The 22,733-nt window shown below is 71.3% G+C and carries 25 protein-coding genes and 1 pseudogene; 13 read left to right on the forward strand and 13 right to left on the reverse strand.

Annotation, left to right across the window (positions count from 1 at the left end):
* Nucleotides 1–206 precede the first annotated feature (206 nt).
* Nucleotides 207–1,454 carry a molybdopterin-dependent oxidoreductase gene (locus ABD366_RS32055; protein ID WP_324774290.1) on the forward strand — a complete coding sequence of 416 codons (1,248 nt, stop codon included), beginning with the start codon at nt 207–209 and terminating at the stop codon, nt 1,452–1,454.
* Nucleotides 1,455–1,511: 57 nt separating this feature from the next.
* On the forward strand, nt 1,512–1,994 hold the full coding sequence (locus tag ABD366_RS43595) for a hypothetical protein (RefSeq protein ID WP_411293854.1): 483 nt from the start codon (nt 1,512–1,514) through the stop codon (nt 1,992–1,994).
* A 170-nt stretch (nt 1,995–2,164) separates the two neighbouring features.
* Here ABD366_RS43595 and ABD366_RS43600 read toward each other — a convergent pair.
* From ABD366_RS43600 to ABD366_RS32070, 3 genes and pseudogenes are all read right to left on the reverse strand, one after another.
* Nucleotides 2,165–2,629: pseudogene (locus tag ABD366_RS43600) on the reverse strand (class I SAM-dependent methyltransferase); the annotation flags it as partial.
* The gene (locus ABD366_RS32065; RefSeq protein ID WP_324774294.1) at nt 2,605–3,222 is read right to left on the reverse strand and encodes a TIGR04282 family arsenosugar biosynthesis glycosyltransferase; all 618 of its coding nucleotides are present in this window, start codon (nt 3,220–3,222) and stop codon (nt 2,605–2,607) included. The gene ABD366_RS32065 and the pseudogene ABD366_RS43600, both read right to left, overlap by 25 nt.
* Entirely contained in the window at nt 3,219–3,938 is a 720-nt protein-coding gene (locus tag ABD366_RS32070; RefSeq protein ID WP_324774296.1) for a glycosyltransferase family 2 protein, read from the reverse strand. Before ABD366_RS32070 ends, ABD366_RS32065 begins: the two co-directional genes overlap by 4 nt.
* Nucleotides 3,939–4,052: 114 nt before the next feature.
* On the opposite strand from ABD366_RS32070, the gene ABD366_RS32075 reads away from it, so the two are divergent.
* Nucleotides 4,053–4,796, forward strand: coding sequence for a response regulator transcription factor (locus tag ABD366_RS32075; protein ID WP_324774298.1), 744 nt, complete (start codon nt 4,053–4,055; stop codon nt 4,794–4,796).
* A gap of 2 nt (nt 4,797–4,798) precedes the next feature.
* Complete coding sequence (locus ABD366_RS32080) at nt 4,799–5,911, forward strand: sensor histidine kinase (protein WP_324774299.1); 1,113 nt, start codon at nt 4,799–4,801, stop codon at nt 5,909–5,911.
* A gap of 22 nt (nt 5,912–5,933) precedes the next feature.
* Here ABD366_RS32080 and ABD366_RS32085 read toward each other — a convergent pair whose 3' ends face one another.
* Both ABD366_RS32085 and ABD366_RS32090 read right to left on the reverse strand, forming a co-directional pair.
* On the reverse strand, nt 5,934–6,923 hold the full coding sequence (locus ABD366_RS32085) for an NAD-dependent epimerase/dehydratase family protein (protein WP_324774301.1): 990 nt from the start codon (nt 6,921–6,923) through the stop codon (nt 5,934–5,936).
* 147 nt (nt 6,924–7,070) lie between these two features.
* Nucleotides 7,071–7,697, reverse strand: coding sequence for a TetR/AcrR family transcriptional regulator (locus tag ABD366_RS32090; protein WP_324774303.1), 627 nt, complete (start codon nt 7,695–7,697; stop codon nt 7,071–7,073).
* Nucleotides 7,698–7,837: 140 nt separating this feature from the next.
* Here ABD366_RS32090 and ABD366_RS32095 point away from each other — a divergent pair, with 140 nt between their 5' ends.
* Entirely contained in the window at nt 7,838–9,295 is a 1,458-nt protein-coding gene (locus tag ABD366_RS32095; protein ID WP_324774305.1) for an amidase, read from the forward strand.
* A gap of 159 nt (nt 9,296–9,454) precedes the next feature.
* Here ABD366_RS32095 and ABD366_RS32100 read toward each other — a convergent pair whose 3' ends face one another.
* Nucleotides 9,455–9,757, reverse strand: coding sequence for a hypothetical protein (locus ABD366_RS32100; RefSeq protein WP_324774307.1), 303 nt, complete (start codon nt 9,755–9,757; stop codon nt 9,455–9,457).
* Between the two features lie 280 nt (nt 9,758–10,037).
* Nucleotides 10,038–10,193, reverse strand: coding sequence for a DUF6131 family protein (locus ABD366_RS32105; protein ID WP_324774309.1), 156 nt, complete (start codon nt 10,191–10,193; stop codon nt 10,038–10,040).
* A 109-nt stretch (nt 10,194–10,302) separates the two neighbouring features.
* On the opposite strand from ABD366_RS32105, the gene ABD366_RS32110 reads away from it, so the two are divergent.
* The gene (locus tag ABD366_RS32110; RefSeq protein WP_324774311.1) at nt 10,303–11,232 is read left to right on the forward strand and encodes an aldo/keto reductase; all 930 of its coding nucleotides are present in this window, start codon (nt 10,303–10,305) and stop codon (nt 11,230–11,232) included.
* Nucleotides 11,233–11,327: 95 nt separating this feature from the next.
* On the opposite strand, the gene ABD366_RS32115 is transcribed toward ABD366_RS32110, so the two are convergent.
* Nucleotides 11,328–11,753 (reverse strand): MarR family winged helix-turn-helix transcriptional regulator, encoded by a 426-nt coding sequence (locus ABD366_RS32115; RefSeq protein ID WP_324774313.1) that lies wholly within the window; start codon nt 11,751–11,753, stop codon nt 11,328–11,330.
* Between the two features lie 126 nt (nt 11,754–11,879).
* On the opposite strand from ABD366_RS32115, the gene ABD366_RS32120 reads away from it, so the two are divergent.
* Together ABD366_RS32120 and ABD366_RS32125 are read left to right on the forward strand one after the other, a co-directional pair.
* A complete protein-coding gene (locus ABD366_RS32120; RefSeq protein WP_324774316.1) occupies nt 11,880–12,710 on the forward strand; it encodes an SDR family NAD(P)-dependent oxidoreductase in 831 nt (276 codons plus the stop codon).
* 58 nt (nt 12,711–12,768) lie between these two features.
* A complete protein-coding gene (locus tag ABD366_RS32125; RefSeq protein WP_324774318.1) occupies nt 12,769–13,299 on the forward strand; it encodes a DUF1648 domain-containing protein in 531 nt (176 codons plus the stop codon).
* 190 nt (nt 13,300–13,489) lie between these two features.
* On the opposite strand, the gene secD is transcribed toward ABD366_RS32125, so the two are convergent.
* The 3 genes from secD to ABD366_RS32140 form a co-directional block, all read right to left on the reverse strand.
* Nucleotides 13,490–15,727 (reverse strand): protein translocase subunit SecD, encoded by a 2,238-nt coding sequence (gene secD, locus ABD366_RS32130; protein ID WP_324771033.1) that lies wholly within the window; start codon nt 15,725–15,727, stop codon nt 13,490–13,492.
* A 570-nt stretch (nt 15,728–16,297) separates the two neighbouring features.
* Complete coding sequence (locus tag ABD366_RS32135) at nt 16,298–16,963, reverse strand: response regulator transcription factor (protein ID WP_324771032.1); 666 nt, start codon at nt 16,961–16,963, stop codon at nt 16,298–16,300.
* Nucleotides 16,960–17,913 carry a HAMP domain-containing sensor histidine kinase gene (locus tag ABD366_RS32140; RefSeq protein ID WP_324771031.1) on the reverse strand — a complete coding sequence of 318 codons (954 nt, stop codon included), beginning with the start codon at nt 17,911–17,913 and terminating at the stop codon, nt 16,960–16,962. Before ABD366_RS32140 ends, ABD366_RS32135 begins: the two co-directional genes overlap by 4 nt.
* 311 nt (nt 17,914–18,224) lie before the next feature.
* Here ABD366_RS32140 and ABD366_RS32145 point away from each other — a divergent pair, with 311 nt between their 5' ends.
* Genes ABD366_RS32145 through ABD366_RS32155 form a run of 3 tightly spaced genes read left to right on the forward strand, consistent with a single transcriptional unit; the run spans nt 18,225 to nt 19,801 of the window.
* Nucleotides 18,225–18,551: a TraR/DksA family transcriptional regulator gene (locus tag ABD366_RS32145; RefSeq protein WP_324771030.1), complete on the forward strand. Its 327-nt coding sequence runs from the start codon at nt 18,225–18,227 to the stop codon at nt 18,549–18,551.
* Nucleotides 18,552–18,596: 45 nt separating this feature from the next.
* Nucleotides 18,597–18,971, forward strand: coding sequence for a TraR/DksA family transcriptional regulator (locus tag ABD366_RS32150; RefSeq protein ID WP_324771029.1), 375 nt, complete (start codon nt 18,597–18,599; stop codon nt 18,969–18,971).
* Nucleotides 18,968–19,801 carry a hypothetical protein gene (locus ABD366_RS32155; RefSeq protein WP_324771027.1) on the forward strand — a complete coding sequence of 278 codons (834 nt, stop codon included), beginning with the start codon at nt 18,968–18,970 and terminating at the stop codon, nt 19,799–19,801. Before ABD366_RS32150 ends, ABD366_RS32155 begins: the two co-directional genes overlap by 4 nt.
* A 28-nt stretch (nt 19,802–19,829) precedes the next feature.
* Here the strand turns inward: ABD366_RS32155 and ABD366_RS32160 are convergent, their stop codons facing one another.
* Nucleotides 19,830–20,867, reverse strand: coding sequence for a MerR family transcriptional regulator (locus tag ABD366_RS32160; protein ID WP_324771026.1), 1,038 nt, complete (start codon nt 20,865–20,867; stop codon nt 19,830–19,832).
* A 173-nt stretch (nt 20,868–21,040) separates the two neighbouring features.
* On the opposite strand from ABD366_RS32160, the gene ABD366_RS32165 reads away from it, so the two are divergent.
* The gene (locus ABD366_RS32165; protein WP_324771025.1) at nt 21,041–21,265 is read left to right on the forward strand and encodes a hypothetical protein; all 225 of its coding nucleotides are present in this window, start codon (nt 21,041–21,043) and stop codon (nt 21,263–21,265) included.
* Between the two features lie 133 nt (nt 21,266–21,398).
* On the forward strand, nt 21,399–22,004 hold the full coding sequence (locus tag ABD366_RS32170; protein ID WP_324771023.1) for a sigma-70 family RNA polymerase sigma factor: 606 nt from the start codon (nt 21,399–21,401) through the stop codon (nt 22,002–22,004).
* 19 nt (nt 22,005–22,023) lie between these two features.
* On the opposite strand, the gene ABD366_RS32175 is transcribed toward ABD366_RS32170, so the two are convergent.
* Nucleotides 22,024–22,587, reverse strand: coding sequence for a DUF4383 domain-containing protein (locus ABD366_RS32175; RefSeq protein WP_324771022.1), 564 nt, complete (start codon nt 22,585–22,587; stop codon nt 22,024–22,026).
* Nucleotides 22,588–22,733: the final 146 nt, after the last annotated feature.

The raw sequence follows: 22,733 nt of genomic DNA on the forward strand, positions 1-22,733 counted from the left end.
GAGCGCGGCCGCCGTGACGGCGTACAGGTCCCGGCGGCTGCCGTCGGGCGATGAGGGAGATTCGGCGCTGCCGGTGCGGTGGGTGCGGATCACACAGGAACGCTAGGCCGGAGAGCAGCCGGGACGAGGTTGTCCGGGCCGGACGTCAGCGTTTCGTCATGGGTCGCGCAGCTCTTTCCGGGGTGCTCCCGTCCTACGGTCACAGCATGCGTGACACCCTCCGCCTGCCCACCTCGCCCGGCTTCTGGCGCAGCCCGCTGCGCGGCCCCCGGTTCACCTCGGTACTCGGCCTCGTCCTGCTCGCCGGTATCACCGTGCTGTTCGTGACGGGGCTGCTCTCGTACGCCGCGTACAACCCGAACCTGGCATCCGTGAACGACAAGACTCCCGACAAGGGGCTGCTCGGCTTCTACTTGTTCTCCTGGCCCACCGACCCGCACTGGCTGTACCGGTTGACCCAGGGCGTGCATGTCACCCTCGGCGTCACGCTGATCCCGGTGCTCCTCGCCAAGCTGTGGTCGGTGCTGCCCAAGCTGTTCGCGCTGCCGCCGGTCCGCTCGCTCACCCACGGCCTGGAACGCCTGTCGTTGCTTCTGCTGGTCGGCGGCGGTCTCTTCGAGTTCGCGACGGGTGTGCTCAACGTCCAGCTCGACTACCTCTTCCCCGGCTCGTTCTACCCGCTGCACTTCTACGGCGCCTGGGTCTTCTTCGCCGCGTTCCTCGCCCACGCGGCGCTCAAGATGCCGATGGCGCTGCGCAACGTACGACGCATGCGCGAGGGCGCCCCGGAGGCCGGCGAGCTGGGCGGATCGAAGGCTCCGGAGCCCGATCCACCGTCCGTCTCGCGGCGCGGCGCGCTGGGGTTCGTCGGCGCTGGATCACTGCTGCTGTTCGCCACGACGGTCGGACGCAGCTTCGACGGCCTGCGCGGCACGGCGCTGCTCGCACCGCACGGCGGCGCCGAACCCGGCACCGGGCCGAACGGCTTCCAGATCAACAAGACCGCCGCCTACGCGGGCATCCGTGCGGCGGAATCCGGTGCGGACGCCTGGCGTCTCGTCCTCACCGGGCGCACCGGGACGATCCGTCTCAGCCGCACAGAACTGGAGCAACTCTCCCTGCACAGTGCCGAGTTGCCGATCGCCTGCGTGGAAGGGTGGTCGACGTCCGACCAGCGCTGGCGCGGGGTACGGCTGCGTGACCTCGCCGCGCTGGTGGGCCACGACGGCGAGCCGCCGGACGTCTTCGTCGAATCCCTCCAGAGCCACGGTGCGTTCCGGCATGCGGCGCTGCGCGCCAACCAGGTCGCCGACCCGCGCTCGCTGCTCGCGCTCTACGTCAACGACGCCCCGCTCACCCCTGACCACGGTTACCCGGCGCGGGTCATCGTGCCTGCCGCGCCCGGTGTGCTGAACACCAAGTGGGTGGCCCGGATGACGTTCGGAAGGCTCTGACCCATGAGGATCAAGAACACGATGAGGAGCGTACGTGTCTTGCTGCGACGGCACCTGATGCCGAAGGCTCCGCTGCTGTTCCGCCCTGCGCTGGGCAGTCCGCTCCACCTGGCCGTGCTGCTGTGCTCGTTCGCGCTCGCCGCCTACGCGGGTGTGCGACTGCTGGCCGGCGACTGGTTCGGCGTGGCGCTGTGGGTTGTGGGCGCCGCGCTGTTGCACGACCTCGTCCTGGTGCCGCTGTACTCGGCAGCCGACCGGACGGTGCTCAAGACGCTCGGGGCGGCCGGGTGGCGCGAGCGGGCCGGATACATCCGGGTGCCGGCCGCGCTCTCCCTTCTGCTGCTGCTCGTCTGGTTCCCGCTGATCAGCGGGATGATGGACGCGCGCTACCGATCGGCGACCGGCCAGTCGGCGGCAGGGTTCCTGCCCCGCTGGCTGCTGATCACGGCGGCGCTGTTCGGCGGTTCGGCGCTGCTCCTCGCGGGATCCGTGCTGCGGGCGCGCAGGGCGGCGAAGCGGCGTCCGCCGGCTGTCCACTGAGCGTCGGGTGTGAGTCCGGCCAGGGCCGCGTAGCGCAGCAGGGACTCGGTGCCGACCCGCGCCCAGGGGAACGAGGTGCCGCCCCGGGCGTGGGTGGTGACGTCGACGACCTGCACCTGAGTGCGTTCGTCGACGTCCACGGGTGCGGTCTCGGCGAGCAACAGGCCGCCGGGGGAGAGGAGTTGGACGACGCGGTCGAGCAGGGCGCGGGGGTCGCCGCCGATGCCGATGTTGCCGTCCATGAGGAGGACGCTGCCCCAGCGGCCCTCGCCGGGCAGCGGGGCGAAGACGGAACGGTGCAGCGCCGGGCCCCCAAGCCGCTCGGTCCGGTCGACGGCTGTCTCACTGACGTCGATGCCGAGAACGGCGTGCCCGCGCGCGGCGAGCTCGGCGACCAGCCGGCCCGGGCCGCAGCCCACGTCCAGGACGGCGCCCTCGCACCGGTCGAGGACGGCACGGTCCACGGCGTCGGCCCGCGCGCACCATCGGTCCACGTCGAGGGGCAGCAGCCAGCCGTCGGCCCGGCGCAGGAACAGCGGGCCGTGCCCCGCGCGCAGGGCGAGGGCGTACGGGTCGGCGCTCGCCCAGGAGGCGGTGGCGGGAGGCGCGCTCATCGGCCCACCGCCTGCGCACATCGAGCGAGGCACGCGGCGAACCGGCCCCGCGGCGCCAGCTCGGCCACCGCCCGGGCGTCGTCGGCGGTGTCGACGTCACGCAGCGGCGGCAGGTCACGGACGCGGAGTCCGGCGGCCGTGAGGCGCGCCCGCTGTACGGCGCCGGTGTCCGGTGTCGACATGGGCACGCCGCGCAGCAGCGCCGGGTCGGGCGTCGCCAGGCCGAGGGCCCAGAAGCCGCCGTCCGGCGCGGGTCCGAACCAGGCGTCGTAGCCCTCGAAATCCACGCTCAGCAACTCGGGTGTGACCTGCGGGGTGTCCATGCCGATGAGCAGCGCGGGCCCCGCGCAGCCGGCGAAGGCGGCCGCGAGCCGCTCGTCGAGCCCGCCCGCGCACTGCGGTACGACGTCGAAGCCCGGCGGCAGCCAGGGGCCCGGCGCGCCGTCGAGGACGAGGACACGACGGTCGGCCGGTGTCGCGGCGACGGTGCGCAGGGTGTCCACCAGCGCCGCCTCGGCCAGCATCGCCGCCTGTCCGGGGGTGAACGGCGGGGTGAGCCGGGTCTTGACCCGGCCCGGTCGCGGCTCCTTGGCGATGACGAGGAGGGTGGTCACTGCGCATGTCCTTCCGGCGTGCGGACCGGCCGGTCCACGGGCGGTTCGGCCAGCACGCGGCGCATGTCACGTACCGCGTGCCAGGTGCCGCGCCAGGTCCCGGTCACCTTCGACGCGCCGGAGCGGGGCAGGTACGGCACGTCGTGCTCGGCGATCCGCCAGCCCGCGTCGGCCGCCCGCACCACCATCTGCAGGGGGAAGCCGCTGCGCGGGTCGGTGAGGTCGAGGGCGAGCAGCGCCTCGCGACGGGCGGCGCGCAGCGGGCCGAGGTCGCGCAGGGGGACGCCCGTTCTGCGGCGCACCATGCGGGACAGGACGAGGTTGCCGAGGCGGGCGTGGGCGGGCCAGACGCCCCGTGTCGCCGGGCGACGCCGGCCGAGCACCAAGTCGGACGCGCCCGCCCGTACCTCGTCGACGAAGGGCAGCAGGCGCCGCGGGTCGAGCGAGGCGTCGCAGTCGCAGAAGCAGACGATGTCGGCGCGGGCTGCCGCGAGGCCGGCCCGGCACGCCGAGCCGAAGCCGCGCCGCGGCTCGTGCACGACGTGCGCGCCCAGAGCGCGGGCGAGGCCGGCCGAGCCGTCGGTGGATCCGTTGTCGACGACGATCGCACGCCAGCCGGGGGGAATGCGTTCGAGGACCCAAGGCAGGGCCTCGGCCTCGTCCAGGCAGGGCAGGATCACGTCGACCTGTGGTGGTGGGGTTGTCACAGCTGTCACCCTACGAGCGCATACCGGGCATTTCGGACTCTGGCTTCTTACGAAACAAGGACGTCCGCACGCGCGCCCGGCCGCGGCCCCTTCTTCCCGGCGGCGGGATGCCAGGCTGGGGGAATGCAGCAGCCATACGAGCCCACGGGCGCGGCACCTTCCCCGGGGACGGCCCGCGTCCTGGTCGTCGACGACGCCCCGACCGTCGCCGAGGTCGTCACGGGCTACCTGGAGCGGGCCGGGTACGTCGTCGACCGCGCCGGGGACGGTCCGGCCGCCCTTGCCCTCGCCGCCGCCCACCGCCCCGACCTGGTGGTGCTCGACCTGATGCTGCCGGGCATGGACGGCCTGGAGGTGTGCCGGCGGATGCGCGCCCGCGGCCCAGTCCCGGTGATCATGCTGACCGCGCGGGGCGACGAGGAGGACCGCATCCTCGGTCTGGAGGTCGGCGCCGACGACTACGTCACGAAGCCCTTCAGCCCTCGCGAACTGGTCCTGCGCGTGGAGTCCGTGCTGCGCCGCACCCGCCCCGGCACCGACCGGCACCCGGTGTGCGCCGCCGGCCTCACCGTCGACCCCGCCGCCCGTCGCGCCACGCGGGACGGCGCCGAACTCGGCCTCACCCTCCGGGAGTTCGACCTTCTCGCGTTCTTCCTGCGCAACCCCGGGCGGGCGTACACCCGCGAGGACCTGATGCGCGAGGTATGGGGCTGGGAGTTCGGCGACCTGTCGACCGTCACCGTCCATATCCGCCGGCTGCGCGGCAAGATCGAGTCCGACCCCGCAAGCCCCCGCCTGATCCAGACGGTGTGGGGCGTCGGCTACCGCTTCGACCCCGACACGACGTCCGAGGCGCGAGAGGCCTGACCATGAACGCCAACCTCCTCATCGCCCTCTACTCCTTCGCGGGCGCGGCCACCTCCGGTCTGGCGGGAGCGGCGGCGCTGCGCCTGCTGCGCCGCCGCTCACTCACCGCCTCGCTCGCCGTCGTCTCCGCGGTGGGCGTCGTCGCGATGCTCGCGGGCACCCTCGCCGTGGCCTGGGCGATGTTCCTGTCCCCGCACGACCTCCAGGTGGTGACCACGGTCGTGGCGATGGCGGCCGTGGTCTCGCTCGCCACCGCGCTCCTGCTGGGCCGCAGGTTCGTCGCCCGCAGCCGTGAACTCGCCGTCGCCGCCCGCTCGTTCGGTGAAGACGGTGCCTTCGCGGTGCCCGAGACCCCGGCCACCGCCGAACTGGAGTCGGTGAGCCGCGAGTTGGCCGCGACCAGTGCCAAGCTGACCGCCTCCCGCGAACGCGAACGCGCCCTGGAGACCTCCCGTCGCGAACTGGTCGCCTGGATCTCGCACGACCTGCGCACCCCTCTCGCGGGCCTGCGCGCGATGGCCGAGGCCCTGGAGGACGGGGTGGCCACGGACCCCGGCCGCTACCTCACCCAGATGCGCACCGAGGTCGACCGCCTCAACGACATGGTCGGCGACCTCTTCGAACTCTCCCGCATCCATGCGGGCGCGCTTCCCCTGAGCCCGGCCCGAATGTCCCTGTACGACCTGGTCGGCGACGCCCTGGCAGGAGCGGACCCGCTCGCCCGCGAACACGGGGTACGGCTCGTCGGGGACCACGTCGAACCCGTGCCGGTCGAGGTGGACGGCAAGGAGATAAGCCGCGTCCTGGGCAACCTCCTCGTCAACGCGATCCGTCGCACTCCCGCCGACGGCACGGTCGCCGTCGCCGTCGAGCGCGCACGTGAAGGCAGCGTCGTCGTCTCCGTCACCGACGGCTGCGGCGGCATCCCCGAGGAGGATCTCCCGCGTGTCTTCGACACCGGCTGGCGAGGCACCCACGCCCGGACTCCCCCCGCGGGGGCGGGACTCGGCCTCGCCATCGTCCGCGGCATCGTCGAAGCCCACCAGGGGCGGGCGACGGTCCGCAACATCCCGGGCGGCTGCCGTTTCGAGGTGACGCTGCCCACCGCCTCGTAGCGCTGTGCCGGTGCGAGCGGCACTACTGCGCGCCCGCGAACTCCCGCATCCCGTCCTCGAAGGAAACCGCCGGCTCCCACCCCAGCTCGGCCCGCAACCGCGACGAGTCCGCGGTGATGTGCCGGACGTCCCCGAGCCGGTACTCCCCGGTGACCACCGGTTCCGGACCACCGCACGCCGCGGCGAGAGCGCCCGCCAACTCCCCGACCGTGTGCGGCACCCCGCTGCCCGTGTTGTACGCCGTCAGCGTCCCCGGGGCCGCCTCGGCCTCCAGAGCGGACAGGTTGGCCGCCGCCACATCCCGTACGTGGACGAAGTCCCGCCGCTGTCGCCCGTCCTCGAAGACCCGCGGCGCCTCGCCGCGAGCCAGCGCGGAGCGGAACAGGGCGGCGACACCCGCGTACGGGGTGTCGCGAGGCATCCGGGGCCCGTACACGTTGTGGTAGCGCAAGGAGATCCCCACGCCGCCCGTGCTGCGCGCCCATGCCGCCACAAGGTGTTCCTGCGTGAGCTTGGTCGTGGCGTACACATTGCGCGGATCGGCGGGCGCGTCCTCCCCGACGACACCGGGCTCCAACTCCGCACCGCAAAAAGGGCATGCGGGCTCGAACCGCCCGGCGTCCAGATCGGCGGCAGCACGTGGCCCCGGCCGCACCACCCCGTGCCGCGGGCAGTCATAGCGCCCTTCCCCGTAGACGACCATCGACCCGGCGAGCACCAGCCGCCGCACACCCGCCCGGGCCATCCCGGCCACCAGCACGGCCGTCCCCAGGTCGTTGCGGGAGACGTATTGCGCCGCGTCGTCGACCCCATTGCCGAGCCCGACCATGGCCGCCTGATGACATACGGCGTCCACGCCGGCCAGCGCCCGTGCGACCGACTCCGGATCGCGCACATCGGCCCCCGGATCGTCCCGCACATCGAACACGACGGCCTCGTGTCCACGCGCCGTGAGCGCCTCGACAACATGGGACCCGATGAACCCGGCGCCGCCGGTGACCAGAACACGCATGGCGCCACGCTAGATCCACACGGACGCGACGGCGCAGCGCAGAGCGTGCGCGTCACAGTTCCGTAAGCAGATTCCGTAAGCAGGTTCGGTAAAGCAGATGCGTGCGCCCGCGCCGCGAGGGGTGGGCGCACGCAGCCGTTGCGGTTCTCAGTCGGTGCGCGTCCGGGACGTGCCGACGGGGGAGCGGTGTCGGTCGATGATCCCCTCGACGATTCTCAGCAGGCGGTCGCCCGTGTGATCGATGCTTCCGTTCTGGGTGCTGACCTGCGCGCCTTCCAGTACGAAGGTGATCTCGGCCGCGACCTGCTCCGGCTCGGGCAGCTCCGCCTCGGCACACAGGTCGACCAGCCTGCGGGTCTGGAGGGCCTTGTGCCGCTCGATCACCTGGCGTGCGGGATGGGAGCGGTCGGGCAGTTCGGCAAGGGAGTTGATGAACGGGCATCCACGATGGGAGAGGGCCGGCAACCCCTCGGCGATGAAGCGGGCCAGACCCAGGATCTGCTCCCCGGGCCGGCCCGGATGCTCGGTCCGGACCCGGTCGAAGGCCGCTTGGTAGTCGGCCGCGACGATCCCCATCCACTCCGCGACCAGCGCGTCCTTGGTCTCGAAGTGCCGGTAGACCGCCATCTTGGTGGTCTCCGCCTTGTCGGCGATCGCCTGGACGCTCACGCGCAGGATTCCCTCGTTCTGAAAGAGCTCCTCCGCCGCGTCGAGGATGCGCTCGCGAGGAGGCAGTTTCGCCACCCTGTCGGGCCTGCTGGTGGTCGGTGCCATGACTACTCCGTGACGTCCGGTCGAATGCGGGACCCGCTGTCTCCCTCGACTCTTCGCCTTAACGGTACCAGTCAGTCCCGCACGATACCGTTGGGTATCGTCTGAGACTCATCGGTACCGTCCGTTCGTTTGGAGTGACAGTGAAAGTTTCCGGATACGTGTGCTTCGACGCGGTGGGGCTCGCGGAGCTGGTGGCCGGAGGTGAGGTGACCCCCGCCGAACTGCTGGCGGTCGCGCGCGACGCGGCGGAGCTGGTCGGTCCGCGGATCAACGCCGTCGTGGAGACCTGGCCCGCCGACGACGCCCCCGACGCCGGCAGCAGCGCCCCGCTGGCCGGCGTCCCCTTTCTGATCAAGGACATCGGAGTCTCCATGGCCGGGCGGCGCATGGAAATGGGCAGCCGCCTCGCCGCCGGACTCGTCGCGCGCGACGACTCTTCCCTGATGCGGCGTTTCCGTCGCGCAGGCCTCATGACGTTCGGGCGTACCGCGACATCGGAGATGGCCTACAGCATCACGACGGAGTCGGTGCTGTACGGCGCGACCCACAACCCGTGGGACCTGAAGCGCAGTGCGGGCGGATCCAGCGGGGGAGCGGCCGCGGCGGTTGCCGCCGGAGTCGTGCCTCTCGCGCACGGCACCGACGCGGCAGGCTCGCTCCGTATCCCTGCCGCCTACAACGGCCTTTTCGGGATGAAGCCCACCCGCGGCCGGGTCTCCATGGGCCCCGACTTCGACGAGGTCTTCAGCGGCCTGGCCGTGCACGGCAGCGTCAGCCGCACGGTGCGCGACAGCGCGGTACTGCTCGACCAGATCAGCGGCCCGGAGCCGGGCGATCCGTACTTCGCCCAGCAGCCGTCCCGGCCGTACGCGGAGGAGGTCACCCGCGATCCGGGCTCACTGCGGATCGGTGTCCTCGGCCAGGCCTGGGGCGGTCGCCGCACCACCCCACCCGTGAGCGACGCGCTCTCCCGTACCGTGCGGCTGCTCGAATCGCTCGGCCATCGGGTGGAGGAGGTGACGGTCGGCCTCGGGGCCGACTGGGAGGAGTTCGTCCTGGCCAACGCCCGTCTGCTCACGGCCAACCTCGCCGCCTCGGTCGACGGGTTGGCCACCGCTCTCGACCGGCCCGTCGACACCTCGACCCTTGAGACGGTGACCCTCGCCGGTTACCACTACGGGCAGCGGGTCAGCGGCCCCCAGTTCGTCGACGCGCTGACGATCCGCAACCGCGTCGCCCGGGGCCTGGCCCGCTTCTTCGACACGCACGACATGTTGCTCACCCCGACGCTGCCGGAGCTCCCCGTGCCCCTGGGCACCTATGCCGAGGGCGCGGAGGCGCTGGACGGCCTCGGCTGGATACGTCGCGTCCTCGACCGTTCCCCGTTCACCGTGCCGTTCAACGTAGCGGGCACGCCCGCCATGTCGATCCCCGTGGCGGCGGACACCGGGACGGGGCTGCCGATCGGAATGCAGTTCGCCGCCGGTCACGGCTGCGAGAACCTTCTGTACCGTCTCGCCGGCCAACTGGAACAGGCCGGTCCATGGGCGGGCCGGACACCGACGGTGTGGGCAGGCGCCGGGTCGGAGCACCGATGAGAAATCCACCGTGCGCTACGAGAACGACGCCGCGGAGCAACTGGGCTCCGTCGCGGTAAGTGCGGGTCGCGGTACCAGAGACGGGGCGCCGGCCGAGCCGGTGCCCCGTCGGGCCGCTTGATCACCTGCGGCGACACACTCATCGACGGTGCACGGTGTTCACATGCGGGGGTCGCGTCCGCCCTCGCGGCTGCCGCTCTTTGCCAGCCCACGGCTCAGCAGGTAGCCGATGGTGAGCAGCGTGACGTAGAGCCATGCCCGGTCCGCAGGGAAGCGATCCACTCCGCTGTCGCCGTCGCCGACAACGAGGGAGGCGATGAGAACTGCGATGACCGAGGCGACGTAGACCATCAGTTCAGTGGTCTTGAAAGCCGGCTTGGTCTCCGTCCGGGCGACCGTTGTGGTGCGGGTGTCCCGGGCCGGGACGGATTCGGAGTACCCGCCGGGCGATGCTGCGGTCATGACGTGCCATCCTTCCGGATCGGCTCTGTCCGACGGTTGCCGGACCGCCCTGCGCGTACCCGGGCGGACGGTGCCGGAACGCGGCCTTCGCGCCGCCCTGGAGGAGCAGACGCCCGTCGGCCAGACAGCACCGTGACGACGGAGAAAGCTCCATCCGTATGGGTCACGCCGGGTGAACCGAGGCGGTCCGGGGGGCTGTTGGGCCGTGCTGGAACGCCCCACTACGGCGCGAACGGGCCGCTTCCCGGCCGGATGATCGACCACATCGTGCGGCGGGCGTTCACCAGTAGTGCTTGCGGCCGCCCACCGCGTGGCCGACAGCACCGAGCACCCACAGAGCCGCACCGATGACGACGAGTACGACACCGATGGTCCACAGGATGGAGATGCCGGCGATCAGGCCGATGATGAGCAGGATGAGTCCGAGAACGATCATGGAGTCCTCCAAGCCTCAGAACTACCTTCAGTATGCCGCGTCCCGGCCGATCCGGCCTGGCACGGAAGCGCTACTGGCGCCACGTCGGCCCGTTCGGAAAGATGGCAGCGTGAAAACGATCTCCTTCCCCCAGACCGAACTACAGGCCTCGAACGTTGTTCTGGGCCTGATGCGCATCGCCGAACTCGACGACGAGGCCGTCCGCGGGCTGTACCACAGCGCCCGAGAAGCCGGGATCAACACCTTCGACCACGCGGACATCTACGGCCCCTCGCGCCACGCGTGCGAGGAGCGCTTCGGGCAGGCCGTCAAACTCACCGGCGCGGAGCGCGAGTCGATCCTGATACAGAGCAAGGTCGGCATCCGGCCCGGCTTCTTCGACTTCTCCAAGGAGCACATCGTGCGCACCGTCGACGAGTCGCTCGCGGCCCTGCGCACCGACTACCTCGACGTACTCCTGCTGCACCGCCCCGACACGCTCGTCGAGCCGGAGGAGGTGGCAGCCGCCTTCGACGAACTGCACTCGGCCGGCAAGGTCGTGAACTTCGGGGTCTCCAACCACACGCCGGGACAGATCGAACTGCTCAAGACGGCGGTACGCAGGCCGCTGGTGGCCAACCAGGTGCAGTTGAGCATCACCCACTGCCCGATGATCGCTTCGGGAATCGCCGCGAACATGGCCGGCCTCGACCAGTCGGTGGACCGGGACAACGGCCTCCTGGACCACGCCCGCCTGAACGGAATGACGCTGCAGGCCTGGTCGCCGTTCCAGAAGGGTTTCTTCGACGGGGTCTTCATCGGTGACCGCGAGAACTACGCCGAACTGAACGAGGCCCTGGACGAGTTGGCCGAGAAGTACGAGGTGACGCCGACCGGTATCGCCGTCGCGTGGATCACCCGCCACCCGGCGAACATGCAAGTGGTGCTCGGCACCACCAACCCGGGCCGGGTCGCCGAGTCCGCCGCCGGTTCGGACCTCCCGCTCACCCGGGAGGAGTGGTACCGCCTCTTCCGTACGGCCGGGCACGTGTTGCCTTGATGCCGCGCGAGTGAGGGGCCGGCAACTCCTGTACCGAGCTGACCGGCGCGCCGCTGGGTGCGGAGCCTGCCTGGGCGCCGAGGGAGCGGACAAGATCAGTCGGCCGATCTGTCCAATACCTGCTCCAGCAGCTCGGCGAGGTGCCGCAGCTCCTCGGGTTCGCACTCCGCGAACGGGCTCTGCCGCAGCAGCAGATCCACGGCACGCTTCCTGATCTCCCGGCCCCGCCCGGTCAGTACGGCCACCCGGGCCCGCCGGTCGGCGGGGTCGGTGCCGCGCTCGACGAGTCCACGGTCGACCAGCTGGTTCACGACGAAGCTCAGGTTGGGCGCGTTGCAGTACAGCCGGCCCGCCAGCACCTTCATGGACGGCGGCGGCCGGTCCGGGTCGATCGCCCACAAGGCCTGCGCGGTCGCCAGGGTGAGACCCAGCTCCTCGAGCGGCCGGGTCACCCGGTCACTGGTGCGCATGAACAACTCGTGGTTGGCGCGCACCACCGATTCCAGCAGCGGGTCGGTCATGGTCCGAGATTACCACTTGCTTCGAGACTCGAAGCTGTTACCTTTTCCTGCGGCAAGGTGCTTCGAGCCTCGAAGTAAATGGCGGCGCGTCCGGCTGCGGACCGCCGTGGAACGAAGGGACTCCGCATGACCCGCTACTCCAACATCACCGCCTTGGTGACCGGCGCCTCGAAAGGCCTGGGGGAGGCCTACGCCCGGGAGCTCGCCCGGCGGGGCGCCCGTCTCGTCCTCGTGGCCCGCTCCGGCGACGCGCTGCGCCGGGTCGCCGACTCCGTACGCGAGGAGCACGGCGCCGAGGTGACGACCGAGGTGGCCGACCTCGCCGCTCCCGACGGCGTCTCGCGGCTGGTCGCGGCGCTCGACCGGCGGGAGCTCGCCGTCGACCTGCTGGTCAACAACGCGGGCGCCGGCGCCGTCGGCCCGTTCCTCGGCTCCGCGCAGGACCGGCACATCGACAGCGTCGAGCTGAACATCGTCGCCCTCACGCGGCTCTCCCACGCGCTCGGCGGCAAGATGGTCGCGCGGGGCAGCGGCGGCATCATCAACGTGGCCTCCACGGCCGCCTTCCAGGCCATGCCGTACCAGGCGACCTACGCGGCCACCAAGGCGTACGTGCTGTCCTTCACCGAGGCGCTGGCCGAGGAGTTCCGGGGGAGCGGGGTCCGGGTCATGGCGGCCCATCCCGGCGCCACCGCCACCTCGTTCTTCGAGGGCACCACCGCCGCGATGAAGCCGGCCTTCACCGACCGGCCCGAGGCGGTCGCCGCCCGGACCCTCGACGCGTTCGCCAGGGGAGCCGTCAACGCCTACCCGGGGCGTACCGGCCTGAGGGCCATGACCTGGGCCGCCCGGATCCTTCCCCGCACCACGGCGACCCGTGTCTCAGGACGCCTCAACCGGGCCCTGGGGCTGGACCGGGCCCACGACATCAGCGCCGCGGCTCCGGGGCCTTCCTGAACGGGTTGCGGCGATCACGGTCTTCCGGGCCCCGGCCCCGTGCCGGATGATCGGTGTCATGGTGTTCTCCGCGCCCTACCGGCTGTGGCTGCTGCCCAGCGTCGTCCTCCTCGCCGCGATGGGCGTCTGGGGAACTGTGCGCTACGGCGACCTCCCGGAACGGATACCGGAACACATCGGCACCGGCGGCGTGGACGCCTGGACCGACCGCTCTGTCGGCAGCGCCTTCCTGCTGGTCTTCCTGTACGCCGGGGTGACGGTGATGATGATCGCCGGAGCCGAACTGAGCCTGCGCGTGACACCGCGTGACGAACTGACGAAACGCGGCACCCCTTTCGGCGGGGCCTCCGCCTCCCTCCTCAACCGGCCCGCGAGCCGTACCGCGGCCCGCCGCACGGCGCGTGCCCTCCTGCTGTTCAACGCCTGCGTCGGTGTCTCCCTGCTTGTGAGCTGCGGAGTCCTGTGGCGAACCACCCCCGACCCGGACGTGCCCGGATGGCTGCCGGTCGCCCTGATCGCACCGCTGGTCGTCGGCACGGCGGCGACCGTCGCGGCGGCGGTGGCGGGACGCGGGCGGCGCGCAGGGTGAAGGGGGCGGGGGAGGAGCGCACCCGGCGCGGGGTGCGCTCAGCCGGCCCGAACCGGAGCCGCGGCGGACGTCCGCCGTGGCCGCCCCGTCCGCATGCACGGACGGGCGGCCTCGCCGGCTCGGCCGCGTGGTGCACGGCGTGTACCGGCGCAGACCCGGACCCGTCTGGTCGATGGGCGGCGAACGCCGTCTATCCGCGGTGGTGGTGCAGTTCGATGGCCAGTGGTGTCGCGGTGAACATCGAGGAGTAGGTGCCCACTGCGAGGCCGATGAGGAGGGCGAGGGCGAAGTCGGTCAGGGTGTCGCCGCCGAGGACGGCCAGCGCGGTCAGGATGAAGGCGGCGCCCATGCCGGTGTTGACGGTGCGGGGCAGGGTTTGCAGGAGGGCCTGGTTGGCGATGCGGTCGAAGGGCGTCCTGCGGTCGCGGCGACGGATCTCTCTGACCCGGTCGAAGACGACGACGGAGTCGTTGACGGAGTAGCCGATGACGGTCAGCAGCGCGGCCAGGAAGACGCCGTCGATGGGCTTGCCGAGCCAGGCGAAGACGCCGATGAGGATCACGGCGTCGTGGGCGAGGGCGGCGACCGCCGAGGTCCCCAGCAGCCAGCGGAAGCGGGCGGCGAGGTAGACGAGTTGGGTGCAGAGGGCGACGACGAGGGCGATGAGGGCGCCACGGCGCAGTTCCTTGCCGAGGCTGGGCCCGATGGCCTCGTCGCGGATCTTGTCGGCTCGGTGGGCCAGGTCATTGACGGCGTCGGTGAGGGCGGCCGCTTGCGTGTTGCTCAAGTGGTGGGTGCGTACGGTGAGTTGATGCTCGCCCGAGGTCTGGACGACGGCTCGGGGGAATCCCGCGTCGGCGAGCGCGGCGCGGGCCCGGTCGGGGTCGACAGGGGAGGCCGTGGTGTATTCGATGAGGCGGCCACCGGTGAATTCGACGCCGAAGTCGAGCCCGCGCACGGCGATGCCGGACGCGGCCAGGACGAGGACAGCGGCGGAGACGGCCAGCCACCGGCGCGGGTGGCGCATCAGGTTCGGGTTCGTACGGCGGAGGCGGGCCCGGACGGTGCCGGTGTGGGCGACCCCCGTGAGGTGGGGCCGGCGGCGCAGGCCGGGGCCGCCGACGGTGTAGTCGGCAAGGGCGCGGGTGATGACGAGTGCGCTGAGCATGGAGGCGAGGACACCGATGCCCAGCGTGACGCCGAACCCGCGCACAGGTCCGGACGCGAGGAAGAACAGCAGGCCGGCGGCGATGAGAGTGGTGATGTTGGAGTCGGCGATCGCGCTGAAGGCCTTCTTGAACCCGGAGTTCAGGGACGACCGTGGCGTGGAGCGGTGCCGGGAGGTGTACTCCTCGCGGGCGCGTTCGAAGACGAGCACGTTGGCGTCCACGGCCATGCCGATGGCCAGTACGAAGCCGGCGAGGCCGGGCAGAGTGAGGGTGGCCCCGAGGGCGGCGAGAGCGGCATAGGAGATGAGCCCGTAGCAGGCCAGTGCCACGGCGGCGAGGACGCCCATGATCCGGTAGACGGCGATGATGAACAGCGAGGTCAGAGCAGTGCCGATGGCGGCGGCCCAGGCGCCGGCCGTGATGGCTTCGACGCCCAGGGTGGGGCCGACGGTGCGCTGTTCGATGGTCTCGACCGGCACCGGCAGCGCACCGCCGTTGATGAGCAGGGCCAGCTCTTTGGCTTCGCGGTCGTCGAAGGTTCCGGTGATCTGGGTGGAACCGCCACCGATGCCCGAGCGGCAGGAGACGGACGGGTCGACCTGCGGCGAAGAGATGATCTTGTCGTCGAGGGCGATGGCGACCCGGCGGGCCGGATCCCCGGCCGCATGGCAGGCGGCCTCGCCGGTCAGACGGGCCCAGCCGTCCTTCCCCGCTCCCTCGAAGTCGACGGTGACGTGCCATCCGGCACCGCCCTGCTGATCGAAGCGGGCGGCTGCCTTCTTGACGTCCTTGCCGGTCAGCGACGCCGCTTGAAGACGCAGCAGTTGGCCGGACTCGTCGGCTCTCACCTGCTCGCCCTGCCGCTCGGGCAGCGAAGGTGACGCGTCGTCGCCGGCTGCGGTGCCGCGTACCTGGTGGAAGGTGAGCCGGGCGGTGCGGCCGAGCACCTCGGCCGCCTTGCGGGGGTCCTGCAGGCCGGGCAGTTCGACGACGATGCGGTCGTCGCCGGAGCGGGCGATGGAGGGTTCGGCGACACCGAGCGCGTCGATACGGCCGCGCAGCACCTCCACGGTGCGGTCCGTCGCCTCACCGTCGGCGTCGGCAGCGTCGGTGGGGCGGGTCTCCAGCACGATCTGGGTACCGCCCCGCAGATCGAGTCCGAGGTGGACGGGCACGGTGAGCGCGACATACAGGGACAGGGCGACAGCGGCGAGGGCGATCAGCCCTCTGATGCGTCGGGATCGGTGGGATCGGTTCACAGGGGCCTCCGGCAGGCACACCGCGGCCAGGACAGTGACCGCAGTCGAGAAAGGAGAGGGAAGGTTCAGATGCCGGAGAGCGCGGGCGGCGCCCGCACCCCGTGACCGTGTGCGGGTTGCCGCGCTGCGGGAGGGCCTTCCGCAGCGACGGGCGGCTGCGCAGGCTGGAGCGGACCGGTCCCTGTTGCAGACGATGCGCCTGGGGCGGCGACCGGAGGAGCGTGACGCTCACCGCTGGAATCCCTCGGGCCGCGAACGGCCGCGGTGGAGACGCCCGGCTCCGCGCTGTCCGCCTGAGGCTCGCCGTGAGCCGACACCACCTGCGCCGCGAGCAGCGCGCGGGGGTGCTCACTGCCCAGGTCGGGGCCGAGCAGGGTGACGAGGACGGCGAGCAGGACGGCCCACACCGCTGCCGCGCCCGGGCTGCGCGGGCGCCGAACGGGTTGCGCGCAGCGGGCCATCCCTCATGTCCCTTCCGTGGCAACGGGCGGCGTTGCCGCAGAGGTTCGGACCTTCAAGGACCTGGCTGATGAGCGGGCCGGGACGGCCGGCCTGTGCAAAGACCGGCTCTCAGGCTTCGATGAGGCCGGCGCGGATCGCGTAGCGGGTGAGTTCGAGGCGGTCACGCAGGCCGAGCTTGTGCAGCAGGTTCTCCCGGTGCCGGTGGACGGTCTTGATGCTGATGAAGAGCATCTCGGCGATCTCCTTGGAGGAGTGCCCCTCGGCCACGAGCTTGAGGACCTCCTCCTCGCGTGCGGTCAGCACCTGCTCGGGAGGCTCCTCGCCGTTGCGGACACGGTCGAGGTAGTTGCGGATGAGCGCGCTGACCGCGCCGGGATACAGGAAGGGCTCGTCGCGCATGGCGGCCCGGCAGGCCGCCACCAGGTCGCGGTCGGCCACGGACTTCAGCACATATCCGCTGGCGCCGGCCTTCAGCGCCTGGAAGAAGTACTGCTCGTTGTCGTGCATCGTCAGCATCAGCACGCGCACCGCGGGCTTCAGCGCGAGAAGTTCGCGGGTGGCCTGCAGGCCGGTCATCCGGGGCATGGCGATGTCCATCACCGCCAGGTCGACCTCATGGGTGCGTGCCACTTCGACGGCCTGCGCGCCGTCCCCGGCCTCGGCGACGACTTCGAGGTCCGGCTCCTGGTCGAGGATGAGGCGCACCCCGCGACGTACCAGCGCGTGGTCGTCGGCGAGGAGGATGCGGATCACGGAGGTGTGGGGCGTGGTCATGGCTGCTTCCTGACAAGGGGCACGGTGAGCCGGACGGTCGTACCGGACTGCGGCTGTGAAACGACGTCCAGGGTGGCTCCGATGAGCAGGGCCCGCTCCCGCATGCCGCGCATTCCCGCGCCTTCACGGGTGGCCCCGGTGCCGCGGCCGTCGTCGACGACGGCCAGCACCACCGCCTCACCGGTGTGGCGCAGGCCCACCTCCACCTGGCCGGCCTCGGCATGGCGGGCCGCGTTGGTCAGGGCTTCCTGGGCGACGCGGTACAGCACCAGCTCCGTCTGCTCGTCCAGCACGGGCAGGCCGGTCTCGAAGCGCCGCACCACGCGCAGCCCCACGTGGGTGGCGAACTCGCTGGTCAGTGACGTCAGGGCGCTGACCAGACCGAGGTCCTCCAGTACCCCCGGCCGCAGCCGACGCACCAGACGCCGTACCTCGTCCAGGCTTCCGCGGGTGATCTCCTGCGCCTGGCGCAGCTCACCGCGCAGCGGCTCCTCCGCGTCGTCGGCGGCCCGCTTGAGCGCCAGCAGGATCGCGGTCATGCTCTGCCCCACCTCGTCGTGGAGTTCCTGGGCGATACGACGCCGCTCCGCCTCCTGTGCGAACAGGGCGCGGGCGCTGCTGGAGGCCCGTTCGTGTTCGAGGCGCTCGAGCATGGCGTTGAAGGTGCGGATCAGTTCGGCGGTCTCTCCCCGTCCCCGTTCCGGCAGCCGGTGGCCGGGGTGCAGCAGGTCGACGGTGGTCATCAGCCGCGTGAGCCGGTCCAGCGGGGCCAGGCCGATCCGCAGCAGGGCCGCGTTGGCGACCAGCATGACGGCCAGACCGGCCACGAGGATGACCGCCTCGGTCAGGACCACCGGCACGGAAACGGTCACCGGAGCCCACAGCAGCAGCGCGGTGGCGCTGCCGAGCACGACCGCGTTGAGCGCGAAGATCCGCCAGAACAAGGACACCGGGATGACGCCTTTCGTGGTGCGACACAGCTTTGTCTCTACTGTCGGTCACCGCACACCCCGAGCGTGAGCCGCGTCCATAGGTCTTGACCGGACTGCTGTCCAGGCTGCCCGCTCCTGCTGCCGCCGTCGATGGGCTCCAATGCCCATTTCCCGGACCTGAACCGCCCACCCCGCGGCGGGTCCTGGGCCCGCCACAGATGGGTATCGCGCCCGATGGGCTTCGCGCGGCATCACGGCCATGGTGGAGCCATGCACCGCCCTTCCTGAGGGCGATCACACCCAACCGGCTCCCCGAAAGAAGGCCCACCATGTCGCTCGATACGCCCCAGGCCGGACCCCGGCTCGAGCGGCTGTCCCCGCACGAGGCCCGCGAGCGCCTCGAACACGAGCGCACGTCCCGCGCCACACAGCTACAGGCCATCGACGAGACCGGCCCGGACACCGAGGAAGGAGTGATGTCCGCGCAGAAAGACACCATCCAGCGGGTCCTCACCGAGATCGAGGCAGCCCTCGCCCGCGTCGAGGACGGCAGCTACGGCATCTGCCGGAGCTGCTCCGAACCCATCCCCGTCGAGCGCCTGGAAATCCTGCCCTACACGCCGTACTGCGTCCCCTGCCAGCGCAACGCCGCCTGACAACCGCCCCTCCGCCCTCCTCTTCCGCCCTGCCTAAGGGGTGACTTGGTGAACCATCAGATCATCGACGACCGCACCACGACTCTGTCGGCCGAGGACTTCGCCGCACTGCGCGAGAACCTGAACGAGCAACGCCTCTTCCGCCAGGATCAGCTCCAGCAGCTCTCGACTGCCGCCGCAACCCGCGCCGACGCGCTGCGCGCCCGTCAGGCGCCCTCCCAGACAGAGGTCCGCGTCCAACTCGCCGCCTCCGCCCGCATGGTCCTGGCCGACGTCGAAGCCGCTCTGGCACGCATGGACCGGGGCCGCTACGGCGCCTGCCACCTGTGCCGCGGGCCCATCGACCGCGAACGACTGATGATCGTGCCGCAGGCCCGCCACTGCGCCCGCTGCCAGCAGGTCAGGGAGGCCGACCGGTGACCGCCGCTCCCCGTCCCCGTCTCGCGGCCGTCCGGCACCGCTCGTGGCCGTGGTGCCGGCGGTGCTCCGGCATCGCCCTCGACCTGGGCAGCGCCCGCACCCGCGCCTGGACGTCCGGGCGGCGAATGATCCTCGACGTGCCCACCGTCACCTTCCCGGGCAGCGGCGCCACCTATCCCATCCAGCGCGGCACCATCGTCGACACCCCTGGAACGGCCCGGATGCTCGACAGGCTGCTCTGCCACCGCCTGCCCCGATTCGGCCGCCCCCTGCTCATCCTGACCACGCCCGTACTGGGCGGCATCGCCTACCGGGCCGAGGCCCGGGCCGCGGTCGAGATCCTGCGGCCGCGCACCGTACTGACCGTCACCACCGCGCGTGCCGTGGCCGTGGCCGCAGACGCCGACCTCGCCCACCCCCTCCTCGTCGTGGACATCGGCGCCCACCTCACCGAAGTCACGCTCCTTGCCGACGGCGCGGTGACCGACGCGCGCTGCACCGCCCTGGGCACCAGCGACCTGGACAGTCTCACTCCACCCGCGCGGATCACCGAGGCGGTCGTCACCATGGTGACCGGCATGCTGGACCAGGACCACACCTCCCAGACGCTCGACGCGCTTCGCCGGGGCGTACTCCTCGCCGGCGGGGGTGCTCTGCGACCCGACATCACCTATCACCTCACCGACCGGTTGCGGGCTCCCGTCCAGCCCGTCCCCGCCCCGCACACCGCAGCGGTCCGCGGCGCCGCGACGCTCCTGCAAGCCGCCCACGCCCACCCCTCGACCAGAGGAATGGTCAAGGGAACCACCGACGCCACGCACCACGGCTAGCAGGCCGGCGGACGGGTCCGAGCGGGTCTCACAGGGCACGGGCGGGAAGGCGCGCCGGTGCCAGAAGTGCGACCGCCTCGCGGAGCCCTCCGGGTTGCACCGAGCCCTCGACCGTCATGCCCCGCCAGCCGGGCCCCGCGAGAACGACGGAAGCCTGTTGCCGCGCCCCATTGGCTCCCCAGGCCAGACGCAGAAGATGGTGGGCCAGTGGCGTGCTCGCCAGGGAGCGCGTCTGCGCCCACAGCACTACGGCGGCGGGCCCGGTACGGCGCACCGCTGCGATGAGCGCCTCGGCAGGCAGCGCGGCGCCGAGCATACGTACCGACTCTCCGCGCTGCGACAGGACCGCGTGGATCGCCTCGAGCGGCAGGGTGTGCTGTTCGCCCGGTACGCAGGCCAGCAGAACGGGAGGGTCGTTCCGGCGCTTCCGCGCGGGCTCCGGGAGGGCCTGTGCCCGGCGCAGGGCGGTGGAGACGTGCCAGGACAGAAGATGTTCGACCTCGACGTAGCGGTCTCCGGCCGACTCCCATTTACGTCCGACCGCATGCAGCGCCGGCATCATGAGTTCTTCCCATGCCGCGATGACGCCGTGTTCCTGGACGTAGGAGTTCAGTTGCTCCTCGATGTCGGCGGATTGCAGCCGCAGAGCGGCACGGGCCAGACCGCGGAATCCGGCACGCGTCGCACCGGTCGGCAGGCCGGAGGAAGCGGACGCGCGCGCCTCGTCAGGCGGAGGCGCGGCCGCGGCGATCAAGGTAGTGGTCGCGGTCGAATCCGGGAGCTGTCGTTGCTCTGCGCGCGCCTTCGCCGTGCGCGCGGCTTCTGCCGGCGGGATGCCGGAGGCCGTGAGCCGGCACATGTCTCGCACCGTGGCGATGTCCTGGGGTGACCAGCGGCGGTGGCGGCCGCGCTCACGCCGGGTCGGCCCGAGGCTGTACCGCTGGTCCCAGGACCGCAGGGTCGTCGGTGAGATGCCGAGTTCGCGGGCGAGTGCTCCTGACGTGATACCGGCATCGTGAAGGTCCGGGGTCGGGAGCGATTCCGCAGAAATGTCGCTGGCACTCATGAACCAAGCTTATCGATGCAGAAGCGATGCGTCCTTGGCGGTAGGTCACTCGAAGGGGAGTTCCGGCAGCGGGCGCATCTGAAGCACCGGGGCCGGCCGAACGCTTGAGGGACGGCTGGTCCGTTTCGCAGCTTTCGCCTTGTGCTGTCCGCCCGTGCTTACAGAGGTGACCGATGTCAGCCGCGTCTCAGATCCACCACCCGTCGTCCGGAGATCTCGCACTCGTCGCGCTCGGCAGCGAGACGTATGAGACCACGGCACAGCATGTGCGGGGTTGCGAGACCTGCCGCTCGGCGTTGGAGGCGTTCCTGCGGATCCTGGAGGCCGGCCGGGCGGGGCCGATGGGCGCGGTGGCGCCGCCCGCAGACGTCTGGGAGGCCATCCGCAGACGCATGTAGCCGTACCTTGGCCCGCGCCCGCAGCATACGGAGCAGGCGGAGTAAACGATGCAGATTCGATGCGAGTCGAAACGAAGGCGGTGGGGTCGGCACAGTGAAGATCACTTGATCGGCGACGAAAGGGCACGGCCCCATGCGCGCTCAGATCACCCTGCAGCAGCCCGCGGACCGCCTGTGGGCTCCAGTCGAAGAGTCGTTGGCCGATGAGGAGATCGCCGCGGGCCTGCATCGCGGGCAGGAGGCGTGCCTGGAAGCCGCCTACCGGCGCTGGGGCACGCTCGTGCACACCCTGGCCTACCGGGCGCTGGGCGACGCACGCGAAGCCGAGGACGTCACGCAACAGGTCTTCCTGGCTGTCTGGCGCGGGCGCGCCGGGTACAACGCGCACCGCGGCGCCTTCGCGGGATGGGTCGTGGGCATCACCCGACGCAAGATCGCCGATGCCCTCACCGCACGTACGCGCCGCACCGATCTGGTGTCGGCGGCCCAGGCCACCCTCGGTCTCACCGCACCTGCGGACACCATGGCGCGGCAGGTGCTCGACCAGGTGATGGTGTGTCATGAGCTGGCGCTGCTGCCCGCGGCGCAGCGGCGCGTTCTCGAACTCGCCTTCTACAGCGACCTTTCACACTCCCAGATCGCTCACGTGACCGGATGGCCCCTGGGGACGGTGAAGAGTCACTCCCGCAGGGGCCTCAACCGCCTGCGCCTGCGGATCGCCGCGGCCGAAGCGCAGTGACGGAGCCGGTCGGCGCCGGTCAGGTCGAGCGGTTCTGCACACGCGGCTCCGGTGCGCCCGGTGTGAGCGGGACGGGCGGCCCGTTCCGCAGAGCGGGCCGCGGACCCGTCCCGTGCGCCGCCTCCGGAGAGTGGCGCCGGCGCCAGTAGGGATTGTCGTGGGGCAGCCGGCTGGACACCCGGCCGTACATGCCGAACGTGAGGATGACCAGCCCCATGACGAAGCTGAAGATGACGTTGGTCATGCCGAAACCGAGCACGTTCGCGCCCTTGTCCAGGATGAAGATGTGGGCGAATCCGCTGACCAGGAACAGAGCGCCCACGACCATGTTGAGCGTCGAGGCGAAGTTGCCCCCGATGATTCCGCCGACGATGAGGGCGAGACCCACGATCACCGAGATCAGGCTGAGGGCACCATTGGTGCTCATGCCGCCGATCCGGCTGCCGTCCGTGTCGAAGGGACTCAACTGGTCGGCAAAGCCGAGACAGCCGAAGACCAGCAGCACGACGCCGCAGAAGGCGGCACCCCAGCGGTAGACCTGAGCCAGTTTGTAGTCGAGAGGAAGTTCGTCTTTGAGCTCCATGACGTCGGCACCCTTCTGATCGGTGGCACTGTGCGGCCCTCAGTACCCATTTCCTCTCAATAGGGTCGAACGGTTGCATCCCGCGCACAACACCACCCCCACAGATCCGACCGGCCGCATGTGTCTATGCCGCATGTGTCGAATGG

The organism is Streptomyces kunmingensis, assembly GCF_039533535.1.
Lineage (GTDB): Bacteria > Actinomycetota > Actinomycetes > Streptomycetales > Streptomycetaceae > Streptomyces > Streptomyces kunmingensis.